This is a genomic window from Mycobacterium terramassiliense (assembly GCF_900157385.1).
Lineage (GTDB): Bacteria > Actinomycetota > Actinomycetes > Mycobacteriales > Mycobacteriaceae > Mycobacterium > Mycobacterium terramassiliense.
The window spans coordinates 118,493-141,210 of record NZ_LT717697.1 but is presented as its reverse complement, the minus strand read 5'-3'; the positions used below and the strand labels follow the sequence as shown (position 1 = coordinate 141,210).

Sequence of the window (22,718 nt, the reverse complement as noted above, 5' to 3'; positions counted from 1 at the left end):
CATCCCGCTTCCTCCAAGGTGGGATCATTTGCTGATGGTCCAGGACGAGCCCGAGCAATACCTCGCCGAGGTTGAACATCAAAAAGCAGGGCAGCAGCCCGTTACGGATCTCCCACCGGCAGGCCCGGACCGCGCGGCTGAGTCGCGCCGTTTCGTGGCAACCAGCACGCGAATGCAGACGTGGCTCTTCATCTGCACTTTCGGGTTCCTTGCAGCGTTGGCGGCGGTGTTCGCGGTGATGTTCGTGTTTCCTTCTGCTTTTATCACCGGCTGGGTGGTCCTCGGTCTCATCACCCTCGGGCTAATCCTGTTTGGTGTGGTGGCCGTTCGGCGGTGGGGCTGGAGCAGAAAGGTTCCCGTTTGCATCACGAGCGATGGCCTGACTGTCGAAGGCAGGCCGGGGGAGGTCTTTTCGTTCGAGGGCGCACAGCTGGGCCTGTTCAGTTTCGGGCAGGAGGCCACGATGTCGGGTACGGCGCTTCACCTGCGCTGCGGCTCCCGCCGCTTTGTCCTCGGCGGGCGGGATCATCGCCTCGGCACCGCAACGCCGCTCCAAGCGCCGCCCACTGGGCGCGTCGACGGGTGGTTGCAGGCCGCAGAGTTCGACGTGGTGCTGTCCATGGTCGCCCGCCGCTCTGGGTTGGAGGTACGCGGTCCTGCACCGGGTGAACCGCTTCGCTGTCTGCTGTATCCGCCTCCCAAAACATTGGGGCCATTCGCACCGTTCGCATCCGGGCGGAGACACCAACCGCCGCAACCACGCCTGGCGATCGAAGGGCTTGCTGACGCGATCCGGGTGGTCGACCCGAACACCAACGCGGTCATTGCCTCGGCTTCGCGCACGCAGGTAACCGCGACGCCTGCGAGTTACCGGCACGTCGATCCTGAGCAGTCGTACAACGTACCGGTCCTGGTCGTGCACGTTCCTGGTATGCAACCACTGACCATTCAGTGTCATCGCGACTGGCGCGGCGACGTGCCTAAGCAGAAGACGAAACCCGAATTTAGGGTCTCAGCCGCTGATTCGCAGGCGCTCGTCGAGGAGTTCGGGTTGGCCGCGAACTTGAAACCCTAGCTGGTGACTGTCGCCAGGTGTGCCGAGACGGGGTCCGGTGAGGACACCAGCTTGTGGGGGCTAACCGCTCCTGCAGATCGGAGTTGATGACGCCGGGGTGGACTCGGGCGGCGCGGGCCGCCGGGTCGATGTCGAGAACCCGATTCATCTTCGTCAGGTCGATCATCACGCGGTCCGAACCGGCCATGACTCCGGCGCTGCAGTTCGACGCGCCCCCGCGCGTGACCAACGCGACCATCGTGTTCCCCGGCGACTTTCACGATGGCGACGACCTCGTCGCGAGAGTGCGGGCGCAACACCAGAGCGGGCTGTTGCCCGAAACCCCAATACTCTGTTGCGTTTTCGGCCAGGGTCGTGGCGTCAGTGGCCACCGCGTCGCGGCCACTTAAGACGGCGGCAAACGCATACGATCGTGTCATCCGTTGGCATCCTCCTAGCTGCCGAATCCGCCCGTGACGGGCGTGGTGCGCGCGTTGATCAGGGTGGGTCGGTCGCGGTCGGCAATGCCCGCCTTGACCAACTCGAATACCTCATCGGAGCTGTGTGCTTCGTGGGCGTCGACGCCATAGCTGGCCGCGGTTCCCACGATGTCGAGGCCGGGGATGTCGAGCCCGGGGACGTTCGGGGTCTTTTCCCAGACGCCGAATTCTTTGACCACGCCGTACTCGGCGTTGGACGCCACGACAACGGTGACCGGGATCCTGTATCGCGCCGCGCTCCACAGCGCGGTGATCGCGTAGTGCATCGAGCCGTCGCCCATGAGCGCGACCACGGGCCGATCCGGTGCTGCGATTTGGGCGCCCACCGATGCGGGCAGGCCCCACCCGAGTCCGCCGCCGGCCGCGGACAGGTGCGACAGCGGGTTGCCCGGACGGATGCTTTCGGTCATGGGGATCTCGTTGCTGCCGGCTTCGCTGACCCACAGCGTGTCATCGGGTGCGGCGTGACCGACTGCCGTCCACAGGTCCTCGGGCTTCAGCGGCACCTGCGCCGACACCCGTTCGGGAACCGCCGCGCGCGGGGTGGGGGCGGGGCGTTGGGTCGGTTTCACCGTCGTCGCCAGAGCCTGGGCCGCTTTGCGGACGTCGGTGACGATCGCATCGCCGATGGGGGAGCGGGCGGCTTCGTCGGGATCGTTGGTGATTTGGATCAAGCTTGCGCCCTCGGGTAGGTAAGGCCCGGGCACCAATGGGTAGTAGCGGAACACCGCCGTCCCGATCGTGAGGATGAGGTCGTGGCCGGCGAGAATCTGCGAGATCCAGCCCGCACCCGGCGGCAGCGCGCCGTGATAGAGCCGATGATTCTCCGGGAACCCACTCCAGCCGGTCAACGGGGCAGTGAACACCGGCGATTCGGTGCGCTCGGCCAGTTCGATCACCGCGTCGTAGGCGTCGTAGCGGTCGATATCGCCGCCGACGACGATCGCGGGTGATGTGGCGGCGTCCAATCGTGCAGCGACCTGCTCAGCCAACTCGGTCGGGAAACCCGTCGCATGGGTCACGGTGCGATCGCGCACCACCTTGATATCGGCGAGTTGTTCGTCGGTCAGTTCGATAGGCATGTCGTCCATCGGCAGCGAGACGAAAACCGGTCCCATCGGCGGGGTGGTCGCCAGGTGGATCGCGCGGGCCAGCACGGCCGGGGATTCGCTCGCGATCGCGGGCTCGGCGGCCCATTTCACGAAAGGTTTGGGGGTGGTGGTGGGTTCGTGATTAGTCAGCAGGCAGTACTGGTTTTGCATGTTGCGGCGCTGGTTGCCGGCCGTGATGATCAGGGGCGTCTTGTTGACGTAGGCGTTGTAGATCTGGCCTTGCGCGTTACCCATTCCGGGGGCGGTGTGCAGATTGACCACGGCGGGACGCCGGGTAACTTGCGCGTACGCGTCGGCCATTCCGACCGGAATCATTTCCTGAAGGCCTAGGAAGTATCGGAAGTCGTCGGGAAAGTCTTGCAGCAGAGCCAATTCAGAGGAGCCGGGGTTGCCGAACCAGGTGGTCAGATTGTGTGAGCGGAACAGGTCGAGGATGGCGTCGCGCACTGTGGTCATCGGTGGGCATCGCTTTCTTGCGAAGTTACGAAAGGGATCAGTCGAGTTCCCCGCGCACGGGGTTCAGCGCCCAGTTCAAGGCGAAGTCGGCGACTTCTTCCCATCCTGGTGCGCCGCAGGTGAAGTGGTCTCGCTGGGGGAACAGCTTGTAGGCGGTGATCGCGGTCGAGTGTTCGGCGTTTTTCGTGTAGTTCTCGTGCTGCACCGCCGGCGGCAGGATGTGGTCGCGGACACCGGCGATGAACAGCAGCGGCGCGCGATCGTCGTTGGCGAAGTTGTATGTGGTGGCAGCGTCGTGCGCGAAATTGGCCAGTCCGCCCTGAAACAAGATCCGCCCCGGAACCGGGACGGCGTAACGGTCATAGGCGATCTTAGATTGAGGTTCGCCGAGTGTGTTGGTGAACGCATAGTGAAATTGTGCGGCCGTGATCGGCACGACACGAACTGAGACGCCCGGCATCGCCTGATTCGAACCCGAGATCGATCAGGCATAACCATTCTAAGATACCGATGGTTATGCTATAAATGTTCTTGTCATGAGATATCCGGCAGACCAGAAGGTCAAGGCGCGCGCCGCGTTGCTGCGTGCGGGCACGCGATCGATGAAGGTCGCCGGCTTCAACGGGATCGGGGTGGACGCGCTCGCCGCCGCGGCCGACGTGACGTCCGGAGCGTTCTATTCGAACTTCGCCAACAAGGAAGCGATGCTCGAGGCGATCATTGAGACCGCCGTCGGTGAGCCGTTCGTTTCCGACACGGAGTCCGGCAGTAAGAGCGAGCGCCGGTCGAAGCTCACGGAGTTTCTCGCGGAATACCTCAGCGCCTACCACGTGCAAAACCCGGGCGATGGATGCGTGATGCCGACCCTAAGCGCCGACGTGGCACGAGCCGCAGTGTCCACTCGCGAAGCGTACGAACACAAGATCAGCGCGCTGGCGGGGCGGGTGGCCGACGTGCTCGACGGCGCGGATCGGGAGCGCCGGGCGTGGAGCATCGTCGCGCTGATGGTGGGGGCGGTGTCGATCTCGCGCGCGATGGCCGACCCCACCACGCAGGCAGAGGTGCTCGACGCCGCGAGCGAAACCGCGGACAGGCTTGTTTCACCCGGCAAGCGGCGCACTTGAGTGGAGGCCGCATGTGGGCATCGAGTGCTTGGAAAGCCGCCCTGGCGGGCTCGGGTATCGCAATGGCCTTGGTTTGCGTTGTGCCGGGCGGCAATTCGACCGCCGCGCCGGACGACGATCAAACGCAGCGGCAGCGCACCATCGTCGGCGCGTTCGCGACCGCCATCGTGCACGATGACCATGCGGGGATCGCCGAACACGCCACCCCCGACATCGTCTGGACCATCCCCGGCTCGAGCGTGGTGTCCGGCCGGGCGACCGGAATCGACGACGTCACCAGGCTCGCCGACACGTTTGCCCAGTATGGATTGCACATCTCGCCGCAGGGTCTCGCTTTCGGTCGTGACACCGTCGCGGTCACGTTGCACGACACCGGTGAGCACAATGGCAAGCGGCTCGAACAGGACGTGGTCAACGTGCTAACCATCCGCGGCGACAAGATTTCCGAGGTCACGGCGCATCTAACCGACATCGGTTCGTTCGACGCGTACTTCTCCTAATCGACGCGCCGCGGGAGCTAGTCCCGCGCCGCGGCGCCAGATCGAACCCGGCGCCGGTGTGGGCCACGAGGCGCGCAGCAGGCCACGGCCACTCAGCGGAGATCACGGGTTAGGGGTTCTGTGGCGATCAAGCTGGTTTATGCGCCGAGAGCAGGTAGGCGGGAAAAACCAACCTACCCTTTTCGTCGGTGGCCAGTTGCGGCATCGGCACCGCCGCACCATCGCCATGCACCTGTCCGGCCAGCGCGTGGATGGAGGCGGGCTCGATCTCATCGACGGCCCAGTACTTCGACACGGCGGAGCGCAACTCATCCTCGGTGACGGCATTGATTGGAACCGTGAAATCGTCGGGGAAAGCGCCGTGGGCGAAGACGAGGACGAAGAAGGACGCTCCGGGACCGGCGGCGCGGTACATCGCACGCAGATAAGCATCACGGCTTTCGACCGGCAACGAATGAAACAGTGTGCTATCCATCAGCGTTGAGAAGGGCCGTCGAATCCGGTCAAAGACGTGATGTCGGCGCACAGAAACGTTGCATTGACGATGCCGCGGGATTTCGCGGTTGCCGTGGCCGTGTCGACCGCCGCCCGGCTCAGGTCCACCCCGACCACGATGTGACCCTTGGCGGCCAGCGTCAACGACAACTCCGCGTGCCCGCAGCCGGCGTCCAGGACATCGCCGTGGATGCGTCCTTGGTTGATCAGCCGCATGAAAGCGGGTTGAGGTTCGCCGATGTTCCATGGGGGTGGCCCTACGAAGATGCCTTCCTCGCGGTAGGCACCATCCCAGTCGATCAGTTCAGTAGCCATGCACTGATACACGCGCAGATACGCACGCGGGTTCAAAACCATTCGTGCACATGGCCGCTGCCTTCGCGCGGCGGCGATCCGGGCGACGCGGACCGCCTGAGACCGAATCCGGCGCGCTGCCCATCCCTCCACGGCCTCAACCGACCACGCTAGACATGGAATAGCGATCGTTATATAGTGAGTGTTATCCTACGGGCCGGGTGAAAGGAAAATTCATGGCGAGCGAGCAGCCGTTCGAGTTGGCCGAGTTCTACGCGGAGGTCGGCAGGCGGACCTCGAACCCCAACTTCGGGCTGGAGACCATCCGCGATGTCGCCGACAACATCCACCTGGCTACGAAAGAGCCCGAAGGGGTCACCTATGCCGAAGTGGACGCCGGTGGGGTCGAGGCCTTGTGGTGCATTCCCGTCGACAGCGACCCGGAATCGGTGCTGCTGCACACGCATATGGGTGGCAGCGTGCTGATGTCGATGCACTCCGACCGGAAAGCGGCCGCCCATATTGCCAAAGCGGCCGGCGCGCGCTCGCTGGTGTTGAACTTCCGCCGATCCCCGGAGCACAAGTACCCGGCGCAGGTCGAAGACGTGGACACCGCCTACCGCTGGCTGCTCGATCAGGGCTACCGGCCCGACAAGATTGGCAGTGTGGGCCACTCGATCGGTGGCTTCCTCGCCATCGAACTGGCGCTGCGGCTGCGTAATCGGGGAGATGCGCTGCCCGGCGCTGTGCTGTCCATTTCGCCATGGACCGACGTCACGCTGTCGGGCGAATCGATCGAAACCAATGTCGAGCGGGACAAGCTGCTCACGCGGGGACTGCTCGAGCTGTTCCGGTCGTGCTGGCTCGATGGAACCGGCGTGGAATTCACCGACCCGCGGGTACATCTGCTCGGGGCCGACCTGTCGGGGTTACCCCCCATCGCGGTGTATTACGGCGAGCACGAATTGCTCGCGTCAGACGCTGAGGCCTTCGCCCAAAAGGCAAGGCAGGCAGGCAATGACATTGTCGTCCGACGGGTCGACGAGGGTCAGCACTCTTTCATCATGGGGGCGGGCCGTGTTGACGAGGTCGACCGCGCGATTGCCGAAATGGGCCGCTGGCTGAGCTCTGCGTTAGGAGTTCACAGGGCGGTGGCCTAGCCTCGTGCAACCGTTCGAACCGACCTTGGCAGCGGCCGCACAGCAGATCAGTGCAAGGCCGTCGACTTGCGTTCTTGGCGGCCGCGGTTGGATGCGGAGCAATTCTCCGGTGACGAAGAGCCCCGCCACTCGTCGCTTCAAGAGTGATTGAACTGCAGGCCCTTGCCGCCCGAAAATCTAAGTATCGAGACGTATACCTAGCCAAGCGAATCAGGAGACCTTCGTGACTACTGTATTGGAGCCGACGTACGACGTCATTGTGTGTGGTGCGGGGTCGTCAGGGTCGGTGGTCGCGGGCCGGTTGGCCGAAAACCCCGACATCAGGGTCTTACTTTTGGAGGCCGGCGGCAGCGACGACATTCCCAGTGTGACCGACGCAAGCCAATGGCCAGCTAACCTTGGCAGCGAACGCGATTGGGGATTCATCTCCGAGCCGGATCCGCGGCTTCATGGCCGGGCGATCGCGTTTTCGATGGGCAAGGTGCTTGGCGGCGGGTCCGGCATCAACCTGATGATCTGGGCGCGAGGACACCGGAGCGACTGGGACTACTACGCTTCCGAATCGGGCGAGCCGAGTTGGGGATACGGGCCAGTTCGCGATCTCTATCGGCGGATTGAGGACTGGCGCGGCAGCGGCGAGCCAGATCATCGGGGCAGGGGTGGGCCGGTGTTTGTGCAGCCGGCACCTGGGGCGCATCCGCTCGCCGCGGCGACGCTGGAGGCGGCCAGAGCCATTGGTATTCCCACCTATCAGAGCCCCAACGGACCCCTGATGGAGGAGAGCCGCGGTGCAGCCGTGGCCGATCTGCGCTGGCGCGACGAAAAGCGCCTCTCGGTGTTTGGCACTTACACGGCCCCGCATCTGCAGCAGCCGAACCTGACCGTGGTCTCGCACGCGCTGGTCACGCGTGTGATCTTCGACGGCAACCGGGCTACCGGGGTCGAGGTCGTTCATGGCGGCACGGTGCATCGGGTGGCCGTCGACGCTGAGGTCGTCCTGTCGTTGGGCGCCATTCACACACCGAAGGTGTTGATGCAGTCGGGCATCGGAGACGAAGCCGAGTTGCGTCGGGTAGGAATCACCGTTCGGCAGCATCTGCCCGGTGTCGGGCGCAACCTTCAGGACCACTTCGGGTTCGACTGCGTGTGGGAGTTCCCCGAGAACATCCAGGGCAGCACACAGGTGGGTGCGGCATTGTTCTGGGAATCCGGAGTTGCCGATGTCGAGGGACCCGACCTGTTCGCGTGCTTGGGGCCTTTCCCCAAAGCCACGGCGGAAAACGCCACGAAATACGGTCTGCCCCAAAACAGCTGGGTCCTATTCGGCTCGCCCACCCACCCCCACAGCCGGTCCCAACCCGGCCCACCCTGTGCTCATCGAAGCCAACGCGCTTTCGGACCCCGACGACCTCAAGACCGCCATCTCCTGCGTCGAAACCCTGCGCGAGATCGGCAACTCCGCCGAGCTTCGGCCGTTCGTCGCACGCGAGGTCATGCCCGGCGACCTGACCGGCGCCGAGTTGGAGACCTATCTGCGCGACGCCGTCACCACCTACTGGCACGAATGCGGCACCGCGAAGATGGGCCGCGACCCGATGTCGGTCGTCGACGGACACCTCAAGGTCTATGGTGTCGAGGGCCTGCGCGTCGCCGACGCATCCATCATGCCCCGCATCAGCACCGCCAACACCATGGCCCCCTGCGTCGTCATCGGCGAGCGCGCCGCCCAATTCATCGTTGCAGACCATGACAGCTAGTCGGCAATGATGGAGACGACAAGTTAAAGGAGGGGATGACGGCATGGCCATGGCAGAGCCGCGCGACGACAGACCATCCATAGCAGGTTTGGCGCGAGTGAGCCTGGGTCACTCCGAACTGACGGTACGGCCTATTGGGCTCGGATGTATGGGCATGTCGCAATTTTACGGTGCGACCGACGATGCCGAATCAATCGCCACGCTGCGTGCAGCCGTGGACATGGGCGTGGATTTCTTCGATACATCGGACATCTACGGCGCAGCCGACGGGACGCGGGCAGATATCCGCGGCTTCGAACACTTGATTGGCAACGCTTTGGCGGACGCAGGGACGAGGTGGTGCTTGGCGACGAAATTTGGTGCTCGATTGAACGAGGACGTACCGACAGTGGCGGCCGGCGGGCATGCAGCGTGACCGTCACGCGCTCGTCATGCTGTGGCTGGCAGGTAGGCGGATGATGATTCATCTGATGCAATATGCAGGGGGTTTACCGGTAATCCGCTATATTCGATTCCGCCGTATTCGTCGGCAGGGGAGTGTGCATCAGCGCACTTCAAACCACTCGTCGTGAAGTATGCCATTGCCCGCTGCCCCGTCGCCGACGACCACGCCACGAAAGACCGCGTGCACACGGTTGAGCCAGCGGTACCTCTCGCAGCTGGTCTCAAAGTGCACGGCACCGCATAGCATCGTGTCTTGCCCGAACCCGCTCGACAGGTCGCAACGACCGCCGCCGTAAAGATAAATGACGTGGCCTTCCTCGGTTTCAACTGTGCCGCGGTAATCCATCGTCGCGGTGCCGTCCGCACCGATTACCAACCAGTCGGCACACGCGTGGGGCCTCGCCCGCGCACGAATCCCGCGTCCCTCGAGCCGGCCGTCGGTCATCTCGACGATCGCTCGGGTGCCCACTGGAGTGCCCGGCAACACGACGTATGGGGCCAGAGACCACGCTCCCCGAAACAGCGGAACAAGCGCGGCGTCGTCCTTAGACCCGGGCAGGCGGTCCTTGATGTCTTCGACAAGCGACATTGAGATCTCCCCTCTACCTTGAGGTCTCCAGGTATAGATGCCGGTGCCTTGACATGTCAAGGTACGATTCTGATCGTGACTACCACGAGGACGCGAAGGCCTCCGGACGAGGCTCGGCGTTTGATCCTCGACGCCGCGGCATCGCTTCTTGCCGAGGGAGGCGTGGCTGCCGTAGAGGTACGTGCGGTGGCCGCGCGGGTCGGCATGACCGATGCCGGGGTCACCCATCACTTCGGCAATCGCGAGAAGCTGCTCGGTGAGCTTCTGCGACACGGTGGCCGCCAGCTTAGAGCCGCGCTAGCAGACCTCGTCGCAGCGTGGTTGGACCAGGGCGCCGACCTTCTCAGGCTCGTCGAGTCTCTCGAGGGTGTGTATCGGCGCGGCTACGGTGAGCTCGCGGTAGCGCTGCACGCCGCAGGATGGCGCGACACCGGCGGCGGCATCCTTAATCCGGTCGTTGACGCTCTGCATCAGCTTCGACCACCGGGCAGCTCCGTCGGTGACACGCGGCGCGCGGTCGCGGCGGTGCATCAAGCGATGGCAACGGAGGCGCTCTACGGACGTGCGTTTCGGCGCAGCGCTGGCCTGACTGGCGCCGCTGCCAACGACGCATCCCCTCACGTGCGCTGGTGGGCGCGTCAGCTCGAACTTGCACTTGGCGTCGACCCGGCCCAGCAAAGTCGCCTGCAACCCCGAGCACACCACCGATCCCGCAAGCCGCCGATTGCCTCGGGGCGCAGCGCATGAGTTATGTCCACGACGTCGGCGGCATGCGGGCGGGACCGATCCATATCGATGACAGCGTCGAGTTCCACGACGCCTGGGAGACCAAGGTGTTCGCGATGATGCGGGCCTTGGTCTACAACTCGGTATTCACCCTTGACGAGTTCCGCTGCGCCGTCGAACGCCTAGAGCCCACAACGCATCTCGCGGCCCCCTACTTTCATCGCTGGCTGGACGCTATTGAACGGCTTTGTGTCGAAAAAGGAATACTCACCCAGGCCGAACTGGACAGCATCGCACCCTTCGGTAGGGGAGCGTGATGGCTTTCCTACCAGGGCAACAAGTCCGCACTCGAATCACCATCACCGCCGGACACACCCGACTTCCCGACTACGCACGCGGTCGTATCGGCACCATTCACCGCCACCGCGGAAGCTACCCATTGCCCGACGAGCTTGTAGCTCACGGCCACACCAATCCAGAAGCGCTCTACAGCGCCTACTTCGAGGCCAGCGATCTATGGGGCGAGGGCTCCGGTCATCATCGCGTCTACCTCGACCTCTACGAAAGCTATCTGCAGCCCGTGGAAGGCGAGATGCAGTGAGCCGCAACCATAGCGCTCACACCGATGCACAGCGCGCACAAATCACCGCGGGGGTCGCCGTGCTCGAACAGCGGTTGATCGAGCGCGGCGCCATCACCGGCGAACAGCTCGACGACATCCTTGACACATTCACCCACCGCTTAGGCGCCCATCACGGCGCCCGCTACGTTGCCCGAGCCTGGACCGATCCGCAGTTCAAACGCAACCTCCTGAAAGATGCAACCGCTGTCGTGCGCCGATACGGCTATGACCTACGTGGCGCCTCCAACCGCGAATTGCCGTTCCTGCACTTAGAAGTCGTGGAAAACACCGACGACGTCCACAGCCTAGTGGTGTGCACCCTATGCTCGTGCTATCCGACCGCCCTACTAGGTCCACCTCCGTCCTGGTACAAAAGCATCCAATACCGCGCCCGCGCGGTGCGCGAACCACGCGTCGTTCTCGGCGAATTCGGCACCCATCTCGACCCAGCAGTCCAAGTGCGGGTCTGGGACTCCAACGCCGACTGCCGCTACCTCGTTCTGCCCCGCAAACCCAACGGCAGCGAGCAACTGACCGAAGACCAACTCGCTGCACTGGTCACCCGAGACTGCTTGATCGGCACCACACAGCCCGTTGGGCCATCGCCTCGGCCGAGCTAGCATGCCTCGGCTGCGTCTGCCCCCCGGCGGGGGAGCGGCGCGTGACGGCCGGCCCCTGACATAGACCTCGATCAGTGTCGCGATCTGGAGCCGGTCGTTCGCGACCGCGGTGAAGACACGCTCGCGGGTCCAATCGCACGAGAAAGACTCCAGGCCGAACTCGGGCCGGCGTCGCTACGCTGCTGTGTTATGCAGGAGACGCGCCTCGACACCGCCCGGATCCGGGCGGCTCGTGGGGCGATCGACCCAATTTTTCGCGACACGCCGCTGTACCGATGCGAGGCGCTGGAGCCCGACCTGGGCTGCGCGGTGAGCATCAAGCTCGAAACGGCGAACCCGGTCCGTAGCTTCAAGGCTCGCGGCACCGAGGTCGTCGCGAGCCAGCTCGCCGACAAAGGCTCGCCCGTCGTGGTGTGTGGTAGCGCGGGCAACCTCGGGCAAGCCCTGGCTTGGTCTGGTCGCGCCAGGGGTCTCGACGTCACGGTCGTAGCATCCCGGTTTGCACCAGCAGTCAAGCTCGATCGCATCCGCGCACTGGGCGCGAGATTGGAGCTAGTGGACGGCGATAACGAGATGGCCCGTGCCCGGGCGGCAGCCATCGCGCGGCATGAAGGCATCGGGCTGCTCGATGACAGCTTGGACATCGAAACCTGTGAGGGCGCGGCGACCATTGGCCTGGAACTGGTGGAGGCCGAGTCGTCGTTCGACGCTGTGCTGATCGCTCTCGGGGGCGGAGCGCTGGCTACCGGTGTCGGGCATGTGATGAAGGCCCTCGCGCCTGACGTTGAGGTGATCTGTGTTCAGCCGGCCGGCGCACCGGCGATGACACGTTCGTGGCGTCAGCGCCGCGTTGTCACCACCGACTCGACTGACACCATCGCAGACGCTGTCGCCGGCCGGTGTCCAATTCCGGAGGTCCTCAACGACCTCCTCCTGGTCGGCGACGACGCCGTCTTGGTCCAGGAAGCATCGATCATCGCGGGTATGCGGGTACTTCTGGAGAACGCTGGCCTCGTTGTCGAGCCGTCGGCCGCGCTCGGCGTCGCGGCGATCCTCGAAGACCGTGACCGCTTCGCTGGCCGCCACGTAGTCACCATCGTGTGCGGCAGCAACGTCGACATGGACGCCTATCACCGCTGGGTCGATGCGGCTGCCATCCGCAGGCCTTGATGGCCGCGGCTGATACCCATTCCAATCGAAGCTTGGCGCCCTGTTACTCCAGATGTGCTTGGTCGAAACTTCCACTGCGACAGGCAATCCTGGCCGAGCGCGCCCCCGGGGCGGGGGCGGCGAGGCGAGGCCTCGATCCCGCCGTATTCCTCCAAGCCGACCCGAGAGGGTAGCGACCCTAGCGGTCGGTGGCGGCAGGGTTTGTGCTCAGCCGCTGGTCCTGTGATGCGGCAGGTCGGCTAGAAACTGCAACAGTTCTGTGTTGATCCCGGTGGCGCGCTCTTCCTGGAGCCAATGCCCTGCGCCATCGAGTGTCACCTCGCGGTATGGGCCGGGGAGAGGCGCTATTCGATCCCGCCGCATTCCTCATGCCGTAGGTATCCGGTGGCGTGCGTGAGCCGAGGGTCGAGACCTGGCCTAGTCGGGTATCACCGGGTTGACTCCGAATGGCCATCAGTAGTGGCGCCTTTGGCGGCGTCGGCAACGTTGTTCTTGGCGTCGTCGACGTCAGCTCGTGGTTCCGGTGGTGGGGTGACACCACTCTTAGGCGGCGGGGACGCAACGGGGATCGAATCGTGAACCAGTTTGGCGTAGAAGTTGCGATCTGACATCTGAATCAGCAATCGGGTGCGTTCGAAGGGGAGCGCGACGGCGGCGAGAGCCTTGGCAATGCTGGCGGCATCACCTCCGCTGATGATGTTGCCTTTGAGAACGGCCGCCACCGTCCGTGCATCGCCGCCTTGTAGTTCGAGCGGGTTCTCGGGATCGTCACCGTGCCATTCGGTGAAGGGCACGATCTGCACTTCGCTTCGCGCGCCGCGGAGACGGCGTGGCCAGCCCGGATCATCGATCAGGGCGAGGTTGTTGAGCGTCTGCGCCGATTTCTTTCGGTTTTTCAGCCTGATGCGTACCACCAGGGCGGCGAATTCTTCGCTCTTCGCATCGTCTGGTTTCCAGCGGGTCCGATTCCAGGTGGCTTTCGTCTTGAGCGGGTGCAGGACGCCTAACCCGTAGAGCACGGCGCCACCCACTGGAGTGATTCCGCCGACAATCTTGGCTATGGCCAGCAAACCCGCAACTGTTAGCACTCTTTCGACACCTCAGCAGACGCATCCGACAAGGCGCATCTCGCCGCGAACAAGCTTCCAGCTGTCTCCACAATCTCCCTGGCAGGTCCGCCGTAGACATTTCTCTTTTAGATCCCAACCAACTCCGACTACGCCTGGGTCGCATCCCGCTGCCGGGTCTATCAGCGCCGCATGGAGGACCCTTCCCGTCTTCACGTCCAGGCCCGTGTCCAGCGACAGCAGCCGCGTGTCGTCGGCGTCTTGAATTACTGGCAGGATGAGCTGGAATTCGAGGGAAAAAGATGTGTTCTGGGGGTACGCGACCCACGCGTCGTCCTCGGACGGGATCGGCGCGAACTCAAGCCAGGAGCGCACGTATCCTGGATCGCCTTCTCTGACCTCGGCGAGGAACGCCTCGACCTCCGCACGGCCGAACTTGGGAACACCTGCCCGGCCGGACACGACGAAATCGCTCAACAGGACGGGCCGGGCGAATTCCGGAAAGGGATCGACATTCAGATAGTCAGCGATGTCGTCGACGGAAGCACCCTGCGAAATATCGGCAAACGTAAGGCCACCCAAGGCGTCATCCGATTCGCCGCTAGCGCCGGCTAGCGCCGGCAGCGTATTTACCATTTCGTTCAAGCGCGACACGATTGAGTCGGCGTCGAGTAGTCCGTCGGGCATTGCCCGAGCCAAAGCACCGGCGACGTTCATGATCCTCCTCCGAGCGCGTCCAGCCGAAAGCACCGAGATTGGCTGGAGGAAGCGTACCGACTCGGTGAGCCGCGGCCTACCAAATGCGAGTGGAAATTGCTGTGAATTGTCTGCACGAGCGCTCGGCCTGTGCCTTGATCCGCGGACTGAAATTCGGAACGTGACTGAGCAGCTAAATCCGTACATGTTGCAGGTAGTGATTGGTCCCGCAGCCGATCTCGTGCGTTGACTCCCTTGCCGGCGCCCACTGACCACCGCAACATCGAGGCGCAGTCGGCCGTGGTCGATCAGCTGCGCGAATTTGCTGGCACGATCTGGCGACGTCAATCCCCAGCGGGTGAGGGGTAGAGCTGTTCTATTCACCTTGCGCGGCGATGGGCAGCACTCAAACGGTCGCATTCCCTGCGGCTGTATTTCATTCGTCTGATGAATCAGCGGCGCCCGAGAGCCACATGTGTTGAGCACTACGCGAAACTGTTTGAGCCAGTGGGCATGACGCAACGTGCGAGATTATCAGCTAGTCACGCCAACATTGAAAGTGGTAGCGACGACGACTACTCAGAACGAAATACGTTGCGAAGCACAGTATCTCAAGACCGATGGTAATCTGCCGTATTCGATTCCACCGCCGCGAGTCCGCGCCGCAGGTACGGCAAGCGGGAAGTCCTGCGCGGCAACCGCAAACGATGGGAGGAGCGGTGACCGGCAAGGGGGGCGGGCGATGATTCATCTGTTGCAATACGCAGTGGTTCACTGGATATCGGCGGTATCAAGATGTGTCGAATTCATCGGCGGACGGGCTCGTTTCATATGCCGGCGATCCCATAGAGGACCATCGCGCAACCGAATACGACGAGGAGTGTCGCTGTCAACGCCCGGTGCTGGATTTGCATCCAGTGTCGGAGGCGTTTCAGGAGCGGGTCGATCCGTGGTCGGGCAATGAGATAAGCCAGGATGGGTGCGGCGACAGTCGAATTCGCTAACACCGCGTAGTAGGCGACCATGCCTGCTGCACCAAGGATTGGCGAGTGTAGGGCCCCAACGTGGACACCGACGGCTGCACTGACGGCGAGGACTTTCGCATTCAGCCCGGTGAAGATTCCTGCAGCAGCAGAGGTCTTAGGGCCCATCCTTGCGATATTGTCCTCCCAGCTGCGTGTGCGATCAGTTTTGCCGCGCCGCCGCCATTGCCGCACGCCGAGCATGACGAGCAGCGCGCCCGCTACGATGATCGCCCAGCTGGTCCAGGCCGGTCTGGGCCCGTCCAGACCTGCGAGTGATAGCGGGATATGCATAAATGCGGTCGTGAGTACGGCTAGCGCCGCCTCTCGGCCCGACAAGTACGCGATGCTGGACGAATGGGGTCGGTCGTTGTGAACGAGCAGCACCAACGTCACCACGACGGTTACGGGCGACGAGAGCGCAATCACGAGCGCGCATCCGCCCAGTGTTAGTCCCGAATTCCGTTCATTGCAATACCGTCGAGATAGGACATCGCGGACCAGGAGGGACGATCTGGCCGATTCTCACATGGGCGCGGTGACGCCGACGATCGTCAAGCAGGTAGTGCAGCACCGTGGTTTCGGCGTCGTGAGGAGTGTTGGTGATGGTCACTCTCGGCTCGATAGTGCGCAGGATCGTGTGGGTGACAACAGCAGCACACGAGGTTGGGTCGGCATGGTGGTTCCCGGTTTGTAGGGCTGTGTCTCGACAACGTGTTATGTGGTGAAGCGGCAGGGGAGCGTCTGGGGTCCGCGGATGGCTGGGTTGTCTCGCCATGTTGGGTTACCGCACAGAGTGGATCGGCGAGCTAGGACTCCTTGGAGCGCTGTGGCGGTCTCGAGGCGGGCTAGTGCTGCTCCCAGGCATAGTGTGCGCCGTGGCCGAAGGTGAGCGGTGCTGGCCCGGGCCGGTCTGTTTGGAGTTGATCGGGTGAATTGAAGATGGCTGGGTCGCGGTTGGCGGCGGCGAGGACGACGAGGGCGGGTTCGCCGGCGTGGATGGTGACGTCGCTGAACGTGTGGTCGTGTGTGGTCGTGCGTACCACGGCTTGCGGGGCCGTCGAGGCGCAGCAGCTCGGTGACCAGTCGATCGTCGACGGCGTCGATGGTGTCGATTGGTCGGATGCCGTGGCGTTGGGGTGTCAGGAGGCGAATCATTGCCGTGCCGAGGAGATTTGCAGTGGTTTCGTGGCCGGCGATTGCGATGATGATGGCGGTGGCGACGATGTCGTCGAGTTCGAGATTGGCGCCGGCGGACATATAGCTGCTGAGCATGAACCCCGGATGTTTCAGACCACACAGCAGCTTACTTGACATAATGTCGCTTATCGGTACAACGGATTCGCAGCCGGCAGCCCGACCACGCATCCGCACCGAACGATTGGGACCCCGCAAGCACGGCGCGCCCACATCGCCCTGCATCCATAACCGCACACTCGGACCTGAGCCCGGCCGTTCGATCAATCCTTCGACGACCCGGGCCGCGAGCCTGGAACTCGAACGCCCCGCGGCGGCTGGCCGACCCGTCGCCGAGTCCGCCGACCGCTCCTTCTTCTCCCCACCGCACGACCCCAATACGTCACTGTGACGAATTGGGTTGGTGCGCGCGGTCATTGAACTCTCGCACCACACGTCGGAATGCGCGACCGCGTGACCGCGACCGGCGCTCAGTCCGGCCATCGGGTCGCGACCGACGTCATTGACCGACGTCCTTAATCGACCGCATGGCAAGTGCGCCCGGCAGGGACCCGGGCCTCATCGCTTCACTCCTCCGGGGCGACTCCGCGCCCGTGCCGAGCGGAAGGGTACGTGGGCGTGTTTCATCACGTGACGATTTGCCGCCCCACTCCATCGTCGTTGACGCGCTGGTGAAAACAGCGTCGCAAGCCTGAATTCGGCTTCGCCGACAGGTTGTGTGTCCATGTCGCCGTTGTCGCGATGAGCTCTGGAATCGGTACCAGGTGTCGACGGACAGGATCGGGCACCGAAAGGATTTTCGGCGGCCAATCGCAGGCTCCGGAAAGCCCAGTGGGCTGGTGCGAAGCGATCGCACCAGCCCACTGTCACGAGTGTGAGTTTCCTAGACGGCACTCACTCCGATTGCCTGAGGCCCCTTGGCCCCTTGCCCCACCTCGAATTGAACACGCTGGTTCTCCTCGAGCGAGCGGTAACCGCTGCCCTGGATCTCGGAGTAGTGGACGAAGAGGTCCTTCGCGCCGTCGTCAGGGGTGATGAAGCCGAAGCCCTTTTCACCGTTGAACCATTTCACAGTTCCCTGTGCCATTTACTTTCTTCTCTCATCTAAATGCGGGATGTACCTAAAACATCCACACGATCAAATTAGCACGACCGGTCCGTTCATGAGAACCGTTGTGCAGCTGGGACAATTAACGCTGCGCGGCACCGGGTCGACGGCTACGTCTGCGGCCGGCGGGACGCGGCCGACGCGGCTGCGACGGATGCGCCGCAACCGGCTGCCTCGGAGCGGGAGCGCGGTAGGGCGCCATTTCACCGGCCACCGCGTGCACGGCGGCCGAGTCGACGGTGACCTCCTGGGGAGTGACACGGATGCCCGCGCGGCGCATCAGCGCATGGGTGTCCTTGCGCTGCTCGGGCAGGACGACGGTCACGACGTCGCCGGCGTTTCCGGCCCGCGCCGTTCGTCCGGACCGGTGCAGGTAGGCCTTGTGCTCGGCGGGCGGATCGATGTGCACCACCAATTCGATTCCGTCGACATGCACGCCGCGCGCGGCGATGTCGGTGGCCACCAATACCCGTGCCTCACCGGTACTGAACGCGGCGAGGTTCCGATCGCGCGCCGGTTGAGAAAGGTTGCCGTGCAGATCAACTGCCGGCACACCGGATTCGGTGAGCTGCTTGGCGAGCTTGCGCGCTTGATGTTTGGTGCGCATGAACAGGATTCGGCGGCCGCTACCAGCGGCGAGCCGGTGAACCAGCTCCTTCTTGGCTTGCGCGCCAGAGACGTGGAACACATGGTGGGTCATCTCGGACACCGGCGAGTTGGAGCCGTCGACAGAGTGCAGCACCGCGTTGCGAAGGAATCGGTTGACGAGCTTGTCGACGCCATTGTCGAGGGTTGCAGAGAACAGCAGCCGCTGGCCGCCGCTCGGGGTGGCCGCCAAAATCCGAGTGACACCGGGCAGGAAGCCGAGATCGGCCATGTGATCGGCTTCGTCGATCACGGTGATCTCGATCGAGTCCAGGCTGATCACGCGTTGCCTCATCAGGTCTTCGAGGCGGCCGGGGCACGCCACGACAATGTCGACGCCAGACTTCAGCGCAGCCACCTGCTTGCCCTGCGGTACGCCCCCGAAAATGGTGGTCACACGGAGGTTGTTGGCGGCGGCCAACGGTTCCAGCGCCGCGGTTATCTGGCTGGCAAGCTCGCGCGTCGGCGCCAACACCAGACCCGATGGTCGGGACGGACGGCGGGGATGTCCGACGAGCCTGCTGACCATGGGGATCGAGAAGGCGAGCGTCTTGCCGCTGCCCGTCTTGCCGCGGCCGAGTACGTCACGGCCTGAGAGTGTGTCCGGGAGCGTTTCGATTTGGATGGGAAACGGGTGGGTGATCCCCTGCGCGGTGAGCACGTCGGTGAGTGATTCACGCACGCCAAGGTCGGCAAAAGTTTTGCCAGTAGTCAATGTGATGTCTTTCAGCATCGGGTGTGCCGAGTTGGCGGGGAAGTCCGCGCGACTGTCAGCACAGGGTGGCGAGATTGCCGGTGGGCAAAATCGATCGCCGCGATACGAACTGCGCCAGGTTCATTGCGTCCGCCACTGAATCAGGGCGGGCGCCGGAAGGATGAAGAAGCGTTTCACGACGTGCCGGCTGCCGAGTAAGACAGCCAACGTTGTCCCAAGCATAGCAGCACGGCGCTCCAGTTCCCGCCAACCCGCCGACTGGGCCGGCCCCACTGCGGGTCAATTCGGCCCCTTTCTCCGTGGATGTGGCGGCAACAGAGCGATATATCTGCTTCTACGGTTCACCGCTGGGGGCCCCTTGGGAAGAGAACGGTGGTGGACCGAGCTTCCGATGCTGCCGGGCAGCGGACGAGTCAGCTAGCCCGTCGCCACCACCGATTCGGAGTTCCATGGCGCCAGCCGTTCGGGCGACGCCGGCCTATCGGGGAGATCGTCGCTGACGTCCCAGGAAGCGGCGAGGCGTCCGATGCCCAGCGCGACGGCGCAATGCACGCCGAGTTCCACCAACTGGTCTTCGCTGAAGTGCCCGCGCAGCTCGTCGTAAACCGTCTCGTCGATGGCGAGATGGTTGGTGGCGAAGAGCTCGGCGAAGCGCAGGGCGGATCGCTCGGCGGCCGAGAGGTTTTCGGCGTCGGCCGGCCGTTCCAGCGAGCAGACGGCGTCGTCGTCGAGGCCGTCGTCGATGGCGCTTTGGTAGCGCACCGCCATGCAGCTTCGGCATTGGTTGAAAAACGCGATGCGCAGCCGCACCAGCTCGAGCAACCGGGGCGGCAGCGTCCCGGAGTAGCGCAGGGCCGCGGTCAACGAGCCCAGGGCCTCGGCGACCGCGGGGAGGCGACCCATGATCGCGGCCACACCGAGGTTGATCCGATCCCCTTGACCGAGATCCTGTGTCGGCACCGCGGCGAAGGCTTCGGAAGGCGCGATTCGTGTCAATTCATTGACTCCTCTATCCAGCTGGTTTCTGGATGAACACCGTTCACTGGACACTACGACACTTCATTGCTCTGATAGAAGGACTCTTAGAGGCGGCGGAGTCGGAAGAGAGGCCACATTGATGCGTCCACGCACCGTCGGTGTTCTCCCACTTGTCGTCGCGCTGTCATTCGTCACACCGCCCGGCCGAAGCCTTGCGACGCCCGACAGCGGCGTGAATTCGCAAACCCTCAACCAATCCTCGCAAGACGGAAGAGATTTCATCATTCGCGAAAGCACCATCGCCCCCGGCGGCAGCACGGGCTGGCACTTCCACGACGGCACGTTGGTCGGCGCGATCAAGCAAGGGACGCTCACCCACTACTCCGCCAATTGCTCGGTCGACGGCGTCTACAACCCGGGTGACACGATCAACGAACCTGCGGGGCCCGAGCACGTGCACCTTGGCCGCAATCTGGGCGCAACGCCGGTGATCTTGGAGGTCATCTACGTCCTGCCCTCAGGTAAACCCCTGGCCGAGGATGCGGCAAACCCCGGCTGCCCCTTCGCCTGACAACCACGGCGCGACGAGGCCGCCTAGGGCCCGAACGGTGCTCCGTCGAAGCGCTCGCGGGTCGCGAATTCCGGAACCGGCCGTCGTCGCAGCTTCGTGACCTGGCGCACCGGCCTGCCGAGCGGCACGACCGCGGCGATGGCGTACGAGTCGGGCACGCCGAGCAGCTCCTTGACGCGCGGCTCCTCGGCCACGGCCATCGTGGTCAACACCCCGCCGTAGCCCTCGTTGCGCGCGGCCAGCAACACGTTCCACACGAACGGGTACACCGAGGCCCCGGGCACCACGCCGACCCGATCGAGGTCCTGATCGGTGGCGGCGACGACCGCGAGGTCCACGAGGATCACCAGCACCACCGGCGCCTCGCGAATCGGAGCCGACATCTGCGCGGGCGGCTCGGTCGCCTCGATCGTCGACGCGTCGACGCCGCTCGGCTGCAACGGATTCCACGGCGACTCGCCGTGTGCGAGCTGCGCGATGTAGCGACGGGCGGCAGGCAGTCCGAGGTCGGCCAGGGTCGACCGGGTCTGCGCGTCGCGGAGGACGATCACGCGCACGCCCTGCCGGTTGCCGCCGGTCGGCGCAAACCGGGCGTTGTCGAGAATGCGCGCCAGCACCTCATCGGGAAGCGGGTCGTCGGCGAATTCGCGCACGGCGGGCGTCGATCGCATGACGTCGTAGAGCTCCATGGCACCATCGTGCCGCAGGCGCGGGCGGTCAGGCGGCGTCGTGGAAGATCAAGCCGAGCGTGCACCGCTCCCCGGAGCGAACCACCGAAACCCCGTGCCGCACGGGGGCGGCCGACCAGCCCCGTGTCGAGCGGATCGGCCGTTCCCTGGTGGTGAAGACGTAGCCATGCCCCTGCGGCAGCGTGGTCACGGTGCCGCGTGACTGCGCCCGCGGCCGCTGCTCGACGAGCAGAAACTCCCCGCCGGTGTGGGCCACGCCCGGCGCGTTGAGGTTGATCACGACCTGCAACGGAAAGACGAGGTCCCCGTAAAGGTCTCGATGCAACGCATTCCAGTCGCCAGGGCCGTATTTCAGCAGCAAGGCCGTGGGTTTGGTCTGGCCGGCTCGATGGCAGACGTCCAGCCACTCGTCGAGCGTGTCGGGCCAGGGCGGCTCGCGGCGCAGCTTGGTCCACCAGTCGCGGGCGATCGGCAGGAGCCGAGGGTAGAGCGCCTGCTTCAACTCCTCGATCGGCTGCGGATAGGGTCGCTTGAAGTAGCGGTATTCGCCCCGCCCATAGCGGTGGCGCGTCATGTCGATGGTGGCGCGAAACAGGCCGTCGTCGGGGTAGAGACCGAGCACCGCCGCGCACTCGCTGGGAGTGATCAGCCGCGGAAGCAGGGCGCCGCCAACGTCATTCATATCGGCGGCGACCGCCTCCCAGTCTGCGGTGTCCACCCGCCGGTCCCATTTCGAGGGCATCAGAACAATCTGCCCGCCGCCGCGGGTATCGGCGCCTCCAGGTCGAGCAGGAATCGTTTGCGCTTCAGACCGCCCGCATAACCGGTGAGTGCGCCGTTCTTTCCGACCACGCGGTGGCACGGAACGACGATGCTGAGCGGGTTGCGGCCGACCGCCTGACCGACTTCGTAAGCTGTGGCGCCCTCGCCCAATTGGGCAGCAAGCTCGCCATAGGTGGTCGTCTCCCCGTACCCGATGTCGAGCAACAGTTGCCAGATCCGCCGCTGGCGCGGATTCCCGGCCAGCGCGATCGGCAGATCGAACCGAGTGCGCTGTCGGCCCAGGTAGTCACCCAGCTGCTCGACCGCCCGGCCGAACAGAACGTCGGCGCCCGCCTTCACGCAGCGTCCCAGGGCACCAGCCGTCGGCGGATGCCAGTGGTTCCGGAAGTACACACCCGTCAGCGCATCGCCCGCGGCGGCCAGTGTGAGCTCACCGATTGGGCTGTCGGTCACCGTGTGTCGTGTCTGCATCGCTGCACCTCCTCTCACGGTAAACGATGGGCGGCGCGAAAACGTGAGCTCACCAACCCCTGCCGGCACTAGATTCGTTGAATCTCACGTTCGCCAGCGCACCGGCGTCTTCGGAATAGAAGCCGCTGAATGTCAGGAGGAACCCGAATGCCT

26 protein-coding genes and 2 pseudogenes are annotated in these 22,718 nt (G+C 64.2%); 13 read left to right on the top strand and 15 right to left on the bottom strand.

What is annotated here, in order from left to right:
- Positions 1–34: 34 nt before the first annotated feature.
- Positions 35–1,075, top strand: coding sequence for a hypothetical protein (locus tag MTAB308_RS28780; protein WP_157900884.1), 1,041 nt, complete (start codon positions 35–37; stop codon positions 1,073–1,075).
- On the opposite strand, the gene MTAB308_RS30535 is transcribed toward MTAB308_RS28780, so the two are convergent.
- The 3 genes from MTAB308_RS30535 to MTAB308_RS00715 all read right to left on the bottom strand — a co-directional run bounded on the left by MTAB308_RS30535 (position 1,005) and on the right by MTAB308_RS00715 (position 3,558).
- The gene (locus MTAB308_RS30535; protein WP_077096932.1) at positions 1,005–1,313 is read right to left on the bottom strand and encodes an FAD-binding oxidoreductase; all 309 of its coding nucleotides are present in this window, start codon (positions 1,311–1,313) and stop codon (positions 1,005–1,007) included. The genes MTAB308_RS28780 and MTAB308_RS30535 overlap by 71 nt on opposite strands.
- Positions 1,314–1,508: 195 nt before the next feature.
- The gene (gene mdlC, locus MTAB308_RS00720) at positions 1,509–3,122 is read right to left on the bottom strand and encodes a benzoylformate decarboxylase (RefSeq protein ID WP_077096930.1); all 1,614 of its coding nucleotides are present in this window, start codon (positions 3,120–3,122) and stop codon (positions 1,509–1,511) included.
- A gap of 37 nt (positions 3,123–3,159) precedes the next feature.
- Positions 3,160–3,558 carry an alpha/beta fold hydrolase gene (locus MTAB308_RS00715; RefSeq protein ID WP_077096928.1) on the bottom strand — a complete coding sequence of 133 codons (399 nt, stop codon included), beginning with the start codon at positions 3,556–3,558 and terminating at the stop codon, positions 3,160–3,162.
- Positions 3,559–3,658: 100 nt separating this feature from the next.
- Between MTAB308_RS00715 and MTAB308_RS00710 the strand changes: the two genes are divergently transcribed.
- Positions 3,659–4,246, top strand: coding sequence for a TetR/AcrR family transcriptional regulator (locus tag MTAB308_RS00710; RefSeq protein WP_077096926.1), 588 nt, complete (start codon positions 3,659–3,661; stop codon positions 4,244–4,246).
- 62 nt (positions 4,247–4,308) lie between these two features.
- Positions 4,309–4,746, top strand: coding sequence for a nuclear transport factor 2 family protein (locus MTAB308_RS28775; RefSeq protein WP_157900883.1), 438 nt, complete (start codon positions 4,309–4,311; stop codon positions 4,744–4,746).
- A gap of 127 nt (positions 4,747–4,873) precedes the next feature.
- On the opposite strand, the pseudogene MTAB308_RS00700 reads toward MTAB308_RS28775, so the two are convergent.
- A pseudogene (locus tag MTAB308_RS00700) lies at positions 4,874–5,556 on the bottom strand (class I SAM-dependent methyltransferase).
- A gap of 215 nt (positions 5,557–5,771) precedes the next feature.
- Here MTAB308_RS00700 and MTAB308_RS00695 point away from each other — a divergent pair.
- From MTAB308_RS00695 to MTAB308_RS00685, 3 genes and pseudogenes are all read left to right on the top strand, one after another.
- The gene (locus MTAB308_RS00695) at positions 5,772–6,695 is read left to right on the top strand and encodes an alpha/beta hydrolase fold domain-containing protein (protein WP_077097383.1); all 924 of its coding nucleotides are present in this window, start codon (positions 5,772–5,774) and stop codon (positions 6,693–6,695) included.
- 223 nt (positions 6,696–6,918) lie between these two features.
- Positions 6,919–8,452, top strand: a pseudogene (locus MTAB308_RS00690) (GMC family oxidoreductase).
- A gap of 43 nt (positions 8,453–8,495) precedes the next feature.
- Positions 8,496–8,867 carry an aldo/keto reductase gene (locus tag MTAB308_RS00685; protein WP_245831166.1) on the top strand — a complete coding sequence of 124 codons (372 nt, stop codon included), beginning with the start codon at positions 8,496–8,498 and terminating at the stop codon, positions 8,865–8,867.
- Positions 8,868–8,996: 129 nt separating this feature from the next.
- Here the strand turns inward: MTAB308_RS00685 and MTAB308_RS00680 are convergent, their stop codons facing one another.
- Positions 8,997–9,485: a DUF3237 family protein gene (locus MTAB308_RS00680; RefSeq protein ID WP_077096920.1), complete on the bottom strand. Its 489-nt coding sequence runs from the start codon at positions 9,483–9,485 to the stop codon at positions 8,997–8,999.
- Between the two features lie 120 nt (positions 9,486–9,605).
- On the opposite strand from MTAB308_RS00680, the gene MTAB308_RS00675 reads away from it, so the two are divergent.
- From MTAB308_RS00675 to MTAB308_RS00655, 5 genes are all read left to right on the top strand, one after another.
- Positions 9,606–10,232: a TetR family transcriptional regulator gene (locus tag MTAB308_RS00675; RefSeq protein ID WP_216823632.1), complete on the top strand. Its 627-nt coding sequence runs from the start codon at positions 9,606–9,608 to the stop codon at positions 10,230–10,232.
- Entirely contained in the window at positions 10,229–10,528 is a 300-nt protein-coding gene (locus MTAB308_RS30175; protein WP_077096918.1) for an SH3-like domain-containing protein, read from the top strand. Before MTAB308_RS00675 ends, MTAB308_RS30175 begins: the two co-directional genes overlap by 4 nt.
- Positions 10,528–10,812, top strand: a complete 285-nt coding sequence (locus tag MTAB308_RS30170; protein ID WP_077096917.1) for an SH3-like domain-containing protein — start codon at positions 10,528–10,530, stop codon at positions 10,810–10,812. The genes MTAB308_RS30175 and MTAB308_RS30170 overlap by 1 nt, the downstream gene beginning before the upstream one ends.
- The gene (locus MTAB308_RS00660; RefSeq protein ID WP_077096915.1) at positions 10,809–11,453 is read left to right on the top strand and encodes a nitrile hydratase subunit alpha; all 645 of its coding nucleotides are present in this window, start codon (positions 10,809–10,811) and stop codon (positions 11,451–11,453) included. Before MTAB308_RS30170 ends, MTAB308_RS00660 begins: the two co-directional genes overlap by 4 nt.
- A 189-nt stretch (positions 11,454–11,642) precedes the next feature.
- The gene (locus MTAB308_RS00655) at positions 11,643–12,623 is read left to right on the top strand and encodes a threonine ammonia-lyase (protein WP_077096913.1); all 981 of its coding nucleotides are present in this window, start codon (positions 11,643–11,645) and stop codon (positions 12,621–12,623) included.
- A 428-nt stretch (positions 12,624–13,051) separates the two neighbouring features.
- Here the strand turns inward: MTAB308_RS00655 and MTAB308_RS00650 are convergent, their stop codons facing one another.
- The 4 genes from MTAB308_RS00650 to MTAB308_RS29520 form a co-directional block, all read right to left on the bottom strand.
- Positions 13,052–13,693, bottom strand: coding sequence for a hypothetical protein (locus MTAB308_RS00650; RefSeq protein ID WP_157900882.1), 642 nt, complete (start codon positions 13,691–13,693; stop codon positions 13,052–13,054).
- 30 nt (positions 13,694–13,723) lie between these two features.
- The gene (locus MTAB308_RS00645) at positions 13,724–14,407 is read right to left on the bottom strand and encodes a hypothetical protein (RefSeq protein WP_157900881.1); all 684 of its coding nucleotides are present in this window, start codon (positions 14,405–14,407) and stop codon (positions 13,724–13,726) included.
- A gap of 806 nt (positions 14,408–15,213) precedes the next feature.
- A complete protein-coding gene (locus tag MTAB308_RS00640; RefSeq protein ID WP_157900880.1) occupies positions 15,214–15,837 on the bottom strand; it encodes a GAP family protein in 624 nt (207 codons plus the stop codon).
- Positions 15,838–16,256: 419 nt separating this feature from the next.
- Positions 16,257–16,454 (bottom strand): hypothetical protein, encoded by a 198-nt coding sequence (locus MTAB308_RS29520; protein WP_077096905.1) that lies wholly within the window; start codon positions 16,452–16,454, stop codon positions 16,257–16,259.
- Here MTAB308_RS29520 and MTAB308_RS29515 point away from each other — a divergent pair.
- Positions 16,411–16,722 (top strand): hypothetical protein, encoded by a 312-nt coding sequence (locus MTAB308_RS29515; protein WP_245831203.1) that lies wholly within the window; start codon positions 16,411–16,413, stop codon positions 16,720–16,722. The genes MTAB308_RS29520 and MTAB308_RS29515 overlap by 44 nt on opposite strands.
- Before the next feature lie 766 nt (positions 16,723–17,488).
- Here the strand turns inward: MTAB308_RS29515 and MTAB308_RS00630 are convergent.
- The 3 genes from MTAB308_RS00630 to MTAB308_RS00620 form a co-directional block, all read right to left on the bottom strand.
- Positions 17,489–17,692 carry a cold-shock protein gene (locus tag MTAB308_RS00630; RefSeq protein ID WP_066969694.1) on the bottom strand — a complete coding sequence of 68 codons (204 nt, stop codon included), beginning with the start codon at positions 17,690–17,692 and terminating at the stop codon, positions 17,489–17,491.
- Between the two features lie 103 nt (positions 17,693–17,795).
- On the bottom strand, positions 17,796–19,073 hold the full coding sequence (locus MTAB308_RS00625) for a DEAD/DEAH box helicase (RefSeq protein ID WP_077097381.1): 1,278 nt from the start codon (positions 19,071–19,073) through the stop codon (positions 17,796–17,798).
- Positions 19,074–19,490: 417 nt separating this feature from the next.
- A complete protein-coding gene (locus tag MTAB308_RS00620; protein ID WP_077096901.1) occupies positions 19,491–20,069 on the bottom strand; it encodes a carboxymuconolactone decarboxylase family protein in 579 nt (192 codons plus the stop codon).
- Positions 20,070–20,190: 121 nt separating this feature from the next.
- Between MTAB308_RS00620 and MTAB308_RS00615 the strand changes: the two genes are divergently transcribed.
- Positions 20,191–20,622, top strand: a complete 432-nt coding sequence (locus MTAB308_RS00615) for a cupin domain-containing protein (protein ID WP_077096899.1) — start codon at positions 20,191–20,193, stop codon at positions 20,620–20,622.
- A gap of 23 nt (positions 20,623–20,645) precedes the next feature.
- Here the strand turns inward: MTAB308_RS00615 and MTAB308_RS00610 are convergent, their stop codons facing one another.
- The 3 genes from MTAB308_RS00610 to MTAB308_RS00600 are packed head-to-tail and all read right to left on the bottom strand — an operon-like array spanning position 20,646 to position 22,565.
- Positions 20,646–21,311 (bottom strand): nitroreductase family protein, encoded by a 666-nt coding sequence (locus MTAB308_RS00610; protein ID WP_077096896.1) that lies wholly within the window; start codon positions 21,309–21,311, stop codon positions 20,646–20,648.
- A 28-nt stretch (positions 21,312–21,339) separates the two neighbouring features.
- Complete coding sequence (locus tag MTAB308_RS00605) at positions 21,340–22,053, bottom strand: 2OG-Fe(II) oxygenase (RefSeq protein ID WP_077096894.1); 714 nt, start codon at positions 22,051–22,053, stop codon at positions 21,340–21,342.
- Positions 22,053–22,565, bottom strand: a complete 513-nt coding sequence (locus MTAB308_RS00600; protein WP_077096891.1) for a methylated-DNA--[protein]-cysteine S-methyltransferase — start codon at positions 22,563–22,565, stop codon at positions 22,053–22,055. Before MTAB308_RS00600 ends, MTAB308_RS00605 begins: the two co-directional genes overlap by 1 nt.
- Between the last annotated feature and the right edge of the window lie 153 nt (positions 22,566–22,718).

Bases quoted from the DNA above. Each gene is read 5' to 3' on its own strand.
- MTAB308_RS00630 (WP_066969694.1), bottom strand. From the start codon at position 17,692: ATGGCACAGGGAACTGTGAAATGGTTCAACGGTGAAAAGGGCTTCGGC.
- MTAB308_RS00600 (WP_077096891.1), bottom strand. From the start codon at position 22,565: ATGCAGACACGACACACGGTGACCGACAGCCCAATCGGTGAGCTCACA.
- MTAB308_RS30535 (WP_077096932.1), bottom strand. From the start codon at position 1,313: ATGGTCGCGTTGGTCACGCGCGGGGGCGCGTCGAACTGCAGCGCCGGA.
- MTAB308_RS00645 (WP_157900881.1), bottom strand. From the start codon at position 14,407: ATGAACGTCGCCGGTGCTTTGGCTCGGGCAATGCCCGACGGACTACTC.
- MTAB308_RS00605 (WP_077096894.1), bottom strand. From the start codon at position 22,053: ATGCCCTCGAAATGGGACCGGCGGGTGGACACCGCAGACTGGGAGGCG.
- MTAB308_RS28775 (WP_157900883.1), top strand. From the start codon at position 4,309: ATGGCCTTGGTTTGCGTTGTGCCGGGCGGCAATTCGACCGCCGCGCCG.
- MTAB308_RS28780 (WP_157900884.1), top strand. From the start codon at position 35: ATGGTCCAGGACGAGCCCGAGCAATACCTCGCCGAGGTTGAACATCAA.
- MTAB308_RS30175 (WP_077096918.1), top strand. From the start codon at position 10,229: ATGAGTTATGTCCACGACGTCGGCGGCATGCGGGCGGGACCGATCCAT.
- MTAB308_RS00615 (WP_077096899.1), top strand. From the start codon at position 20,191: ATGCGTCCACGCACCGTCGGTGTTCTCCCACTTGTCGTCGCGCTGTCA.
- MTAB308_RS00655 (WP_077096913.1), top strand. From the start codon at position 11,643: ATGCAGGAGACGCGCCTCGACACCGCCCGGATCCGGGCGGCTCGTGGG.
- MTAB308_RS30170 (WP_077096917.1), top strand. From the start codon at position 10,528: ATGGCTTTCCTACCAGGGCAACAAGTCCGCACTCGAATCACCATCACC.
- mdlC (WP_077096930.1), bottom strand. From the start codon at position 3,122: ATGACCACAGTGCGCGACGCCATCCTCGACCTGTTCCGCTCACACAAT.
- MTAB308_RS00685 (WP_245831166.1), top strand. From the start codon at position 8,496: ATGGCCATGGCAGAGCCGCGCGACGACAGACCATCCATAGCAGGTTTG.
- MTAB308_RS00610 (WP_077096896.1), bottom strand. From the start codon at position 21,311: ATGGAGCTCTACGACGTCATGCGATCGACGCCCGCCGTGCGCGAATTC.
- MTAB308_RS00680 (WP_077096920.1), bottom strand. From the start codon at position 9,485: ATGTCGCTTGTCGAAGACATCAAGGACCGCCTGCCCGGGTCTAAGGAC.
- MTAB308_RS00695 (WP_077097383.1), top strand. From the start codon at position 5,772: ATGGCGAGCGAGCAGCCGTTCGAGTTGGCCGAGTTCTACGCGGAGGTC.
- MTAB308_RS00710 (WP_077096926.1), top strand. From the start codon at position 3,659: ATGAGATATCCGGCAGACCAGAAGGTCAAGGCGCGCGCCGCGTTGCTG.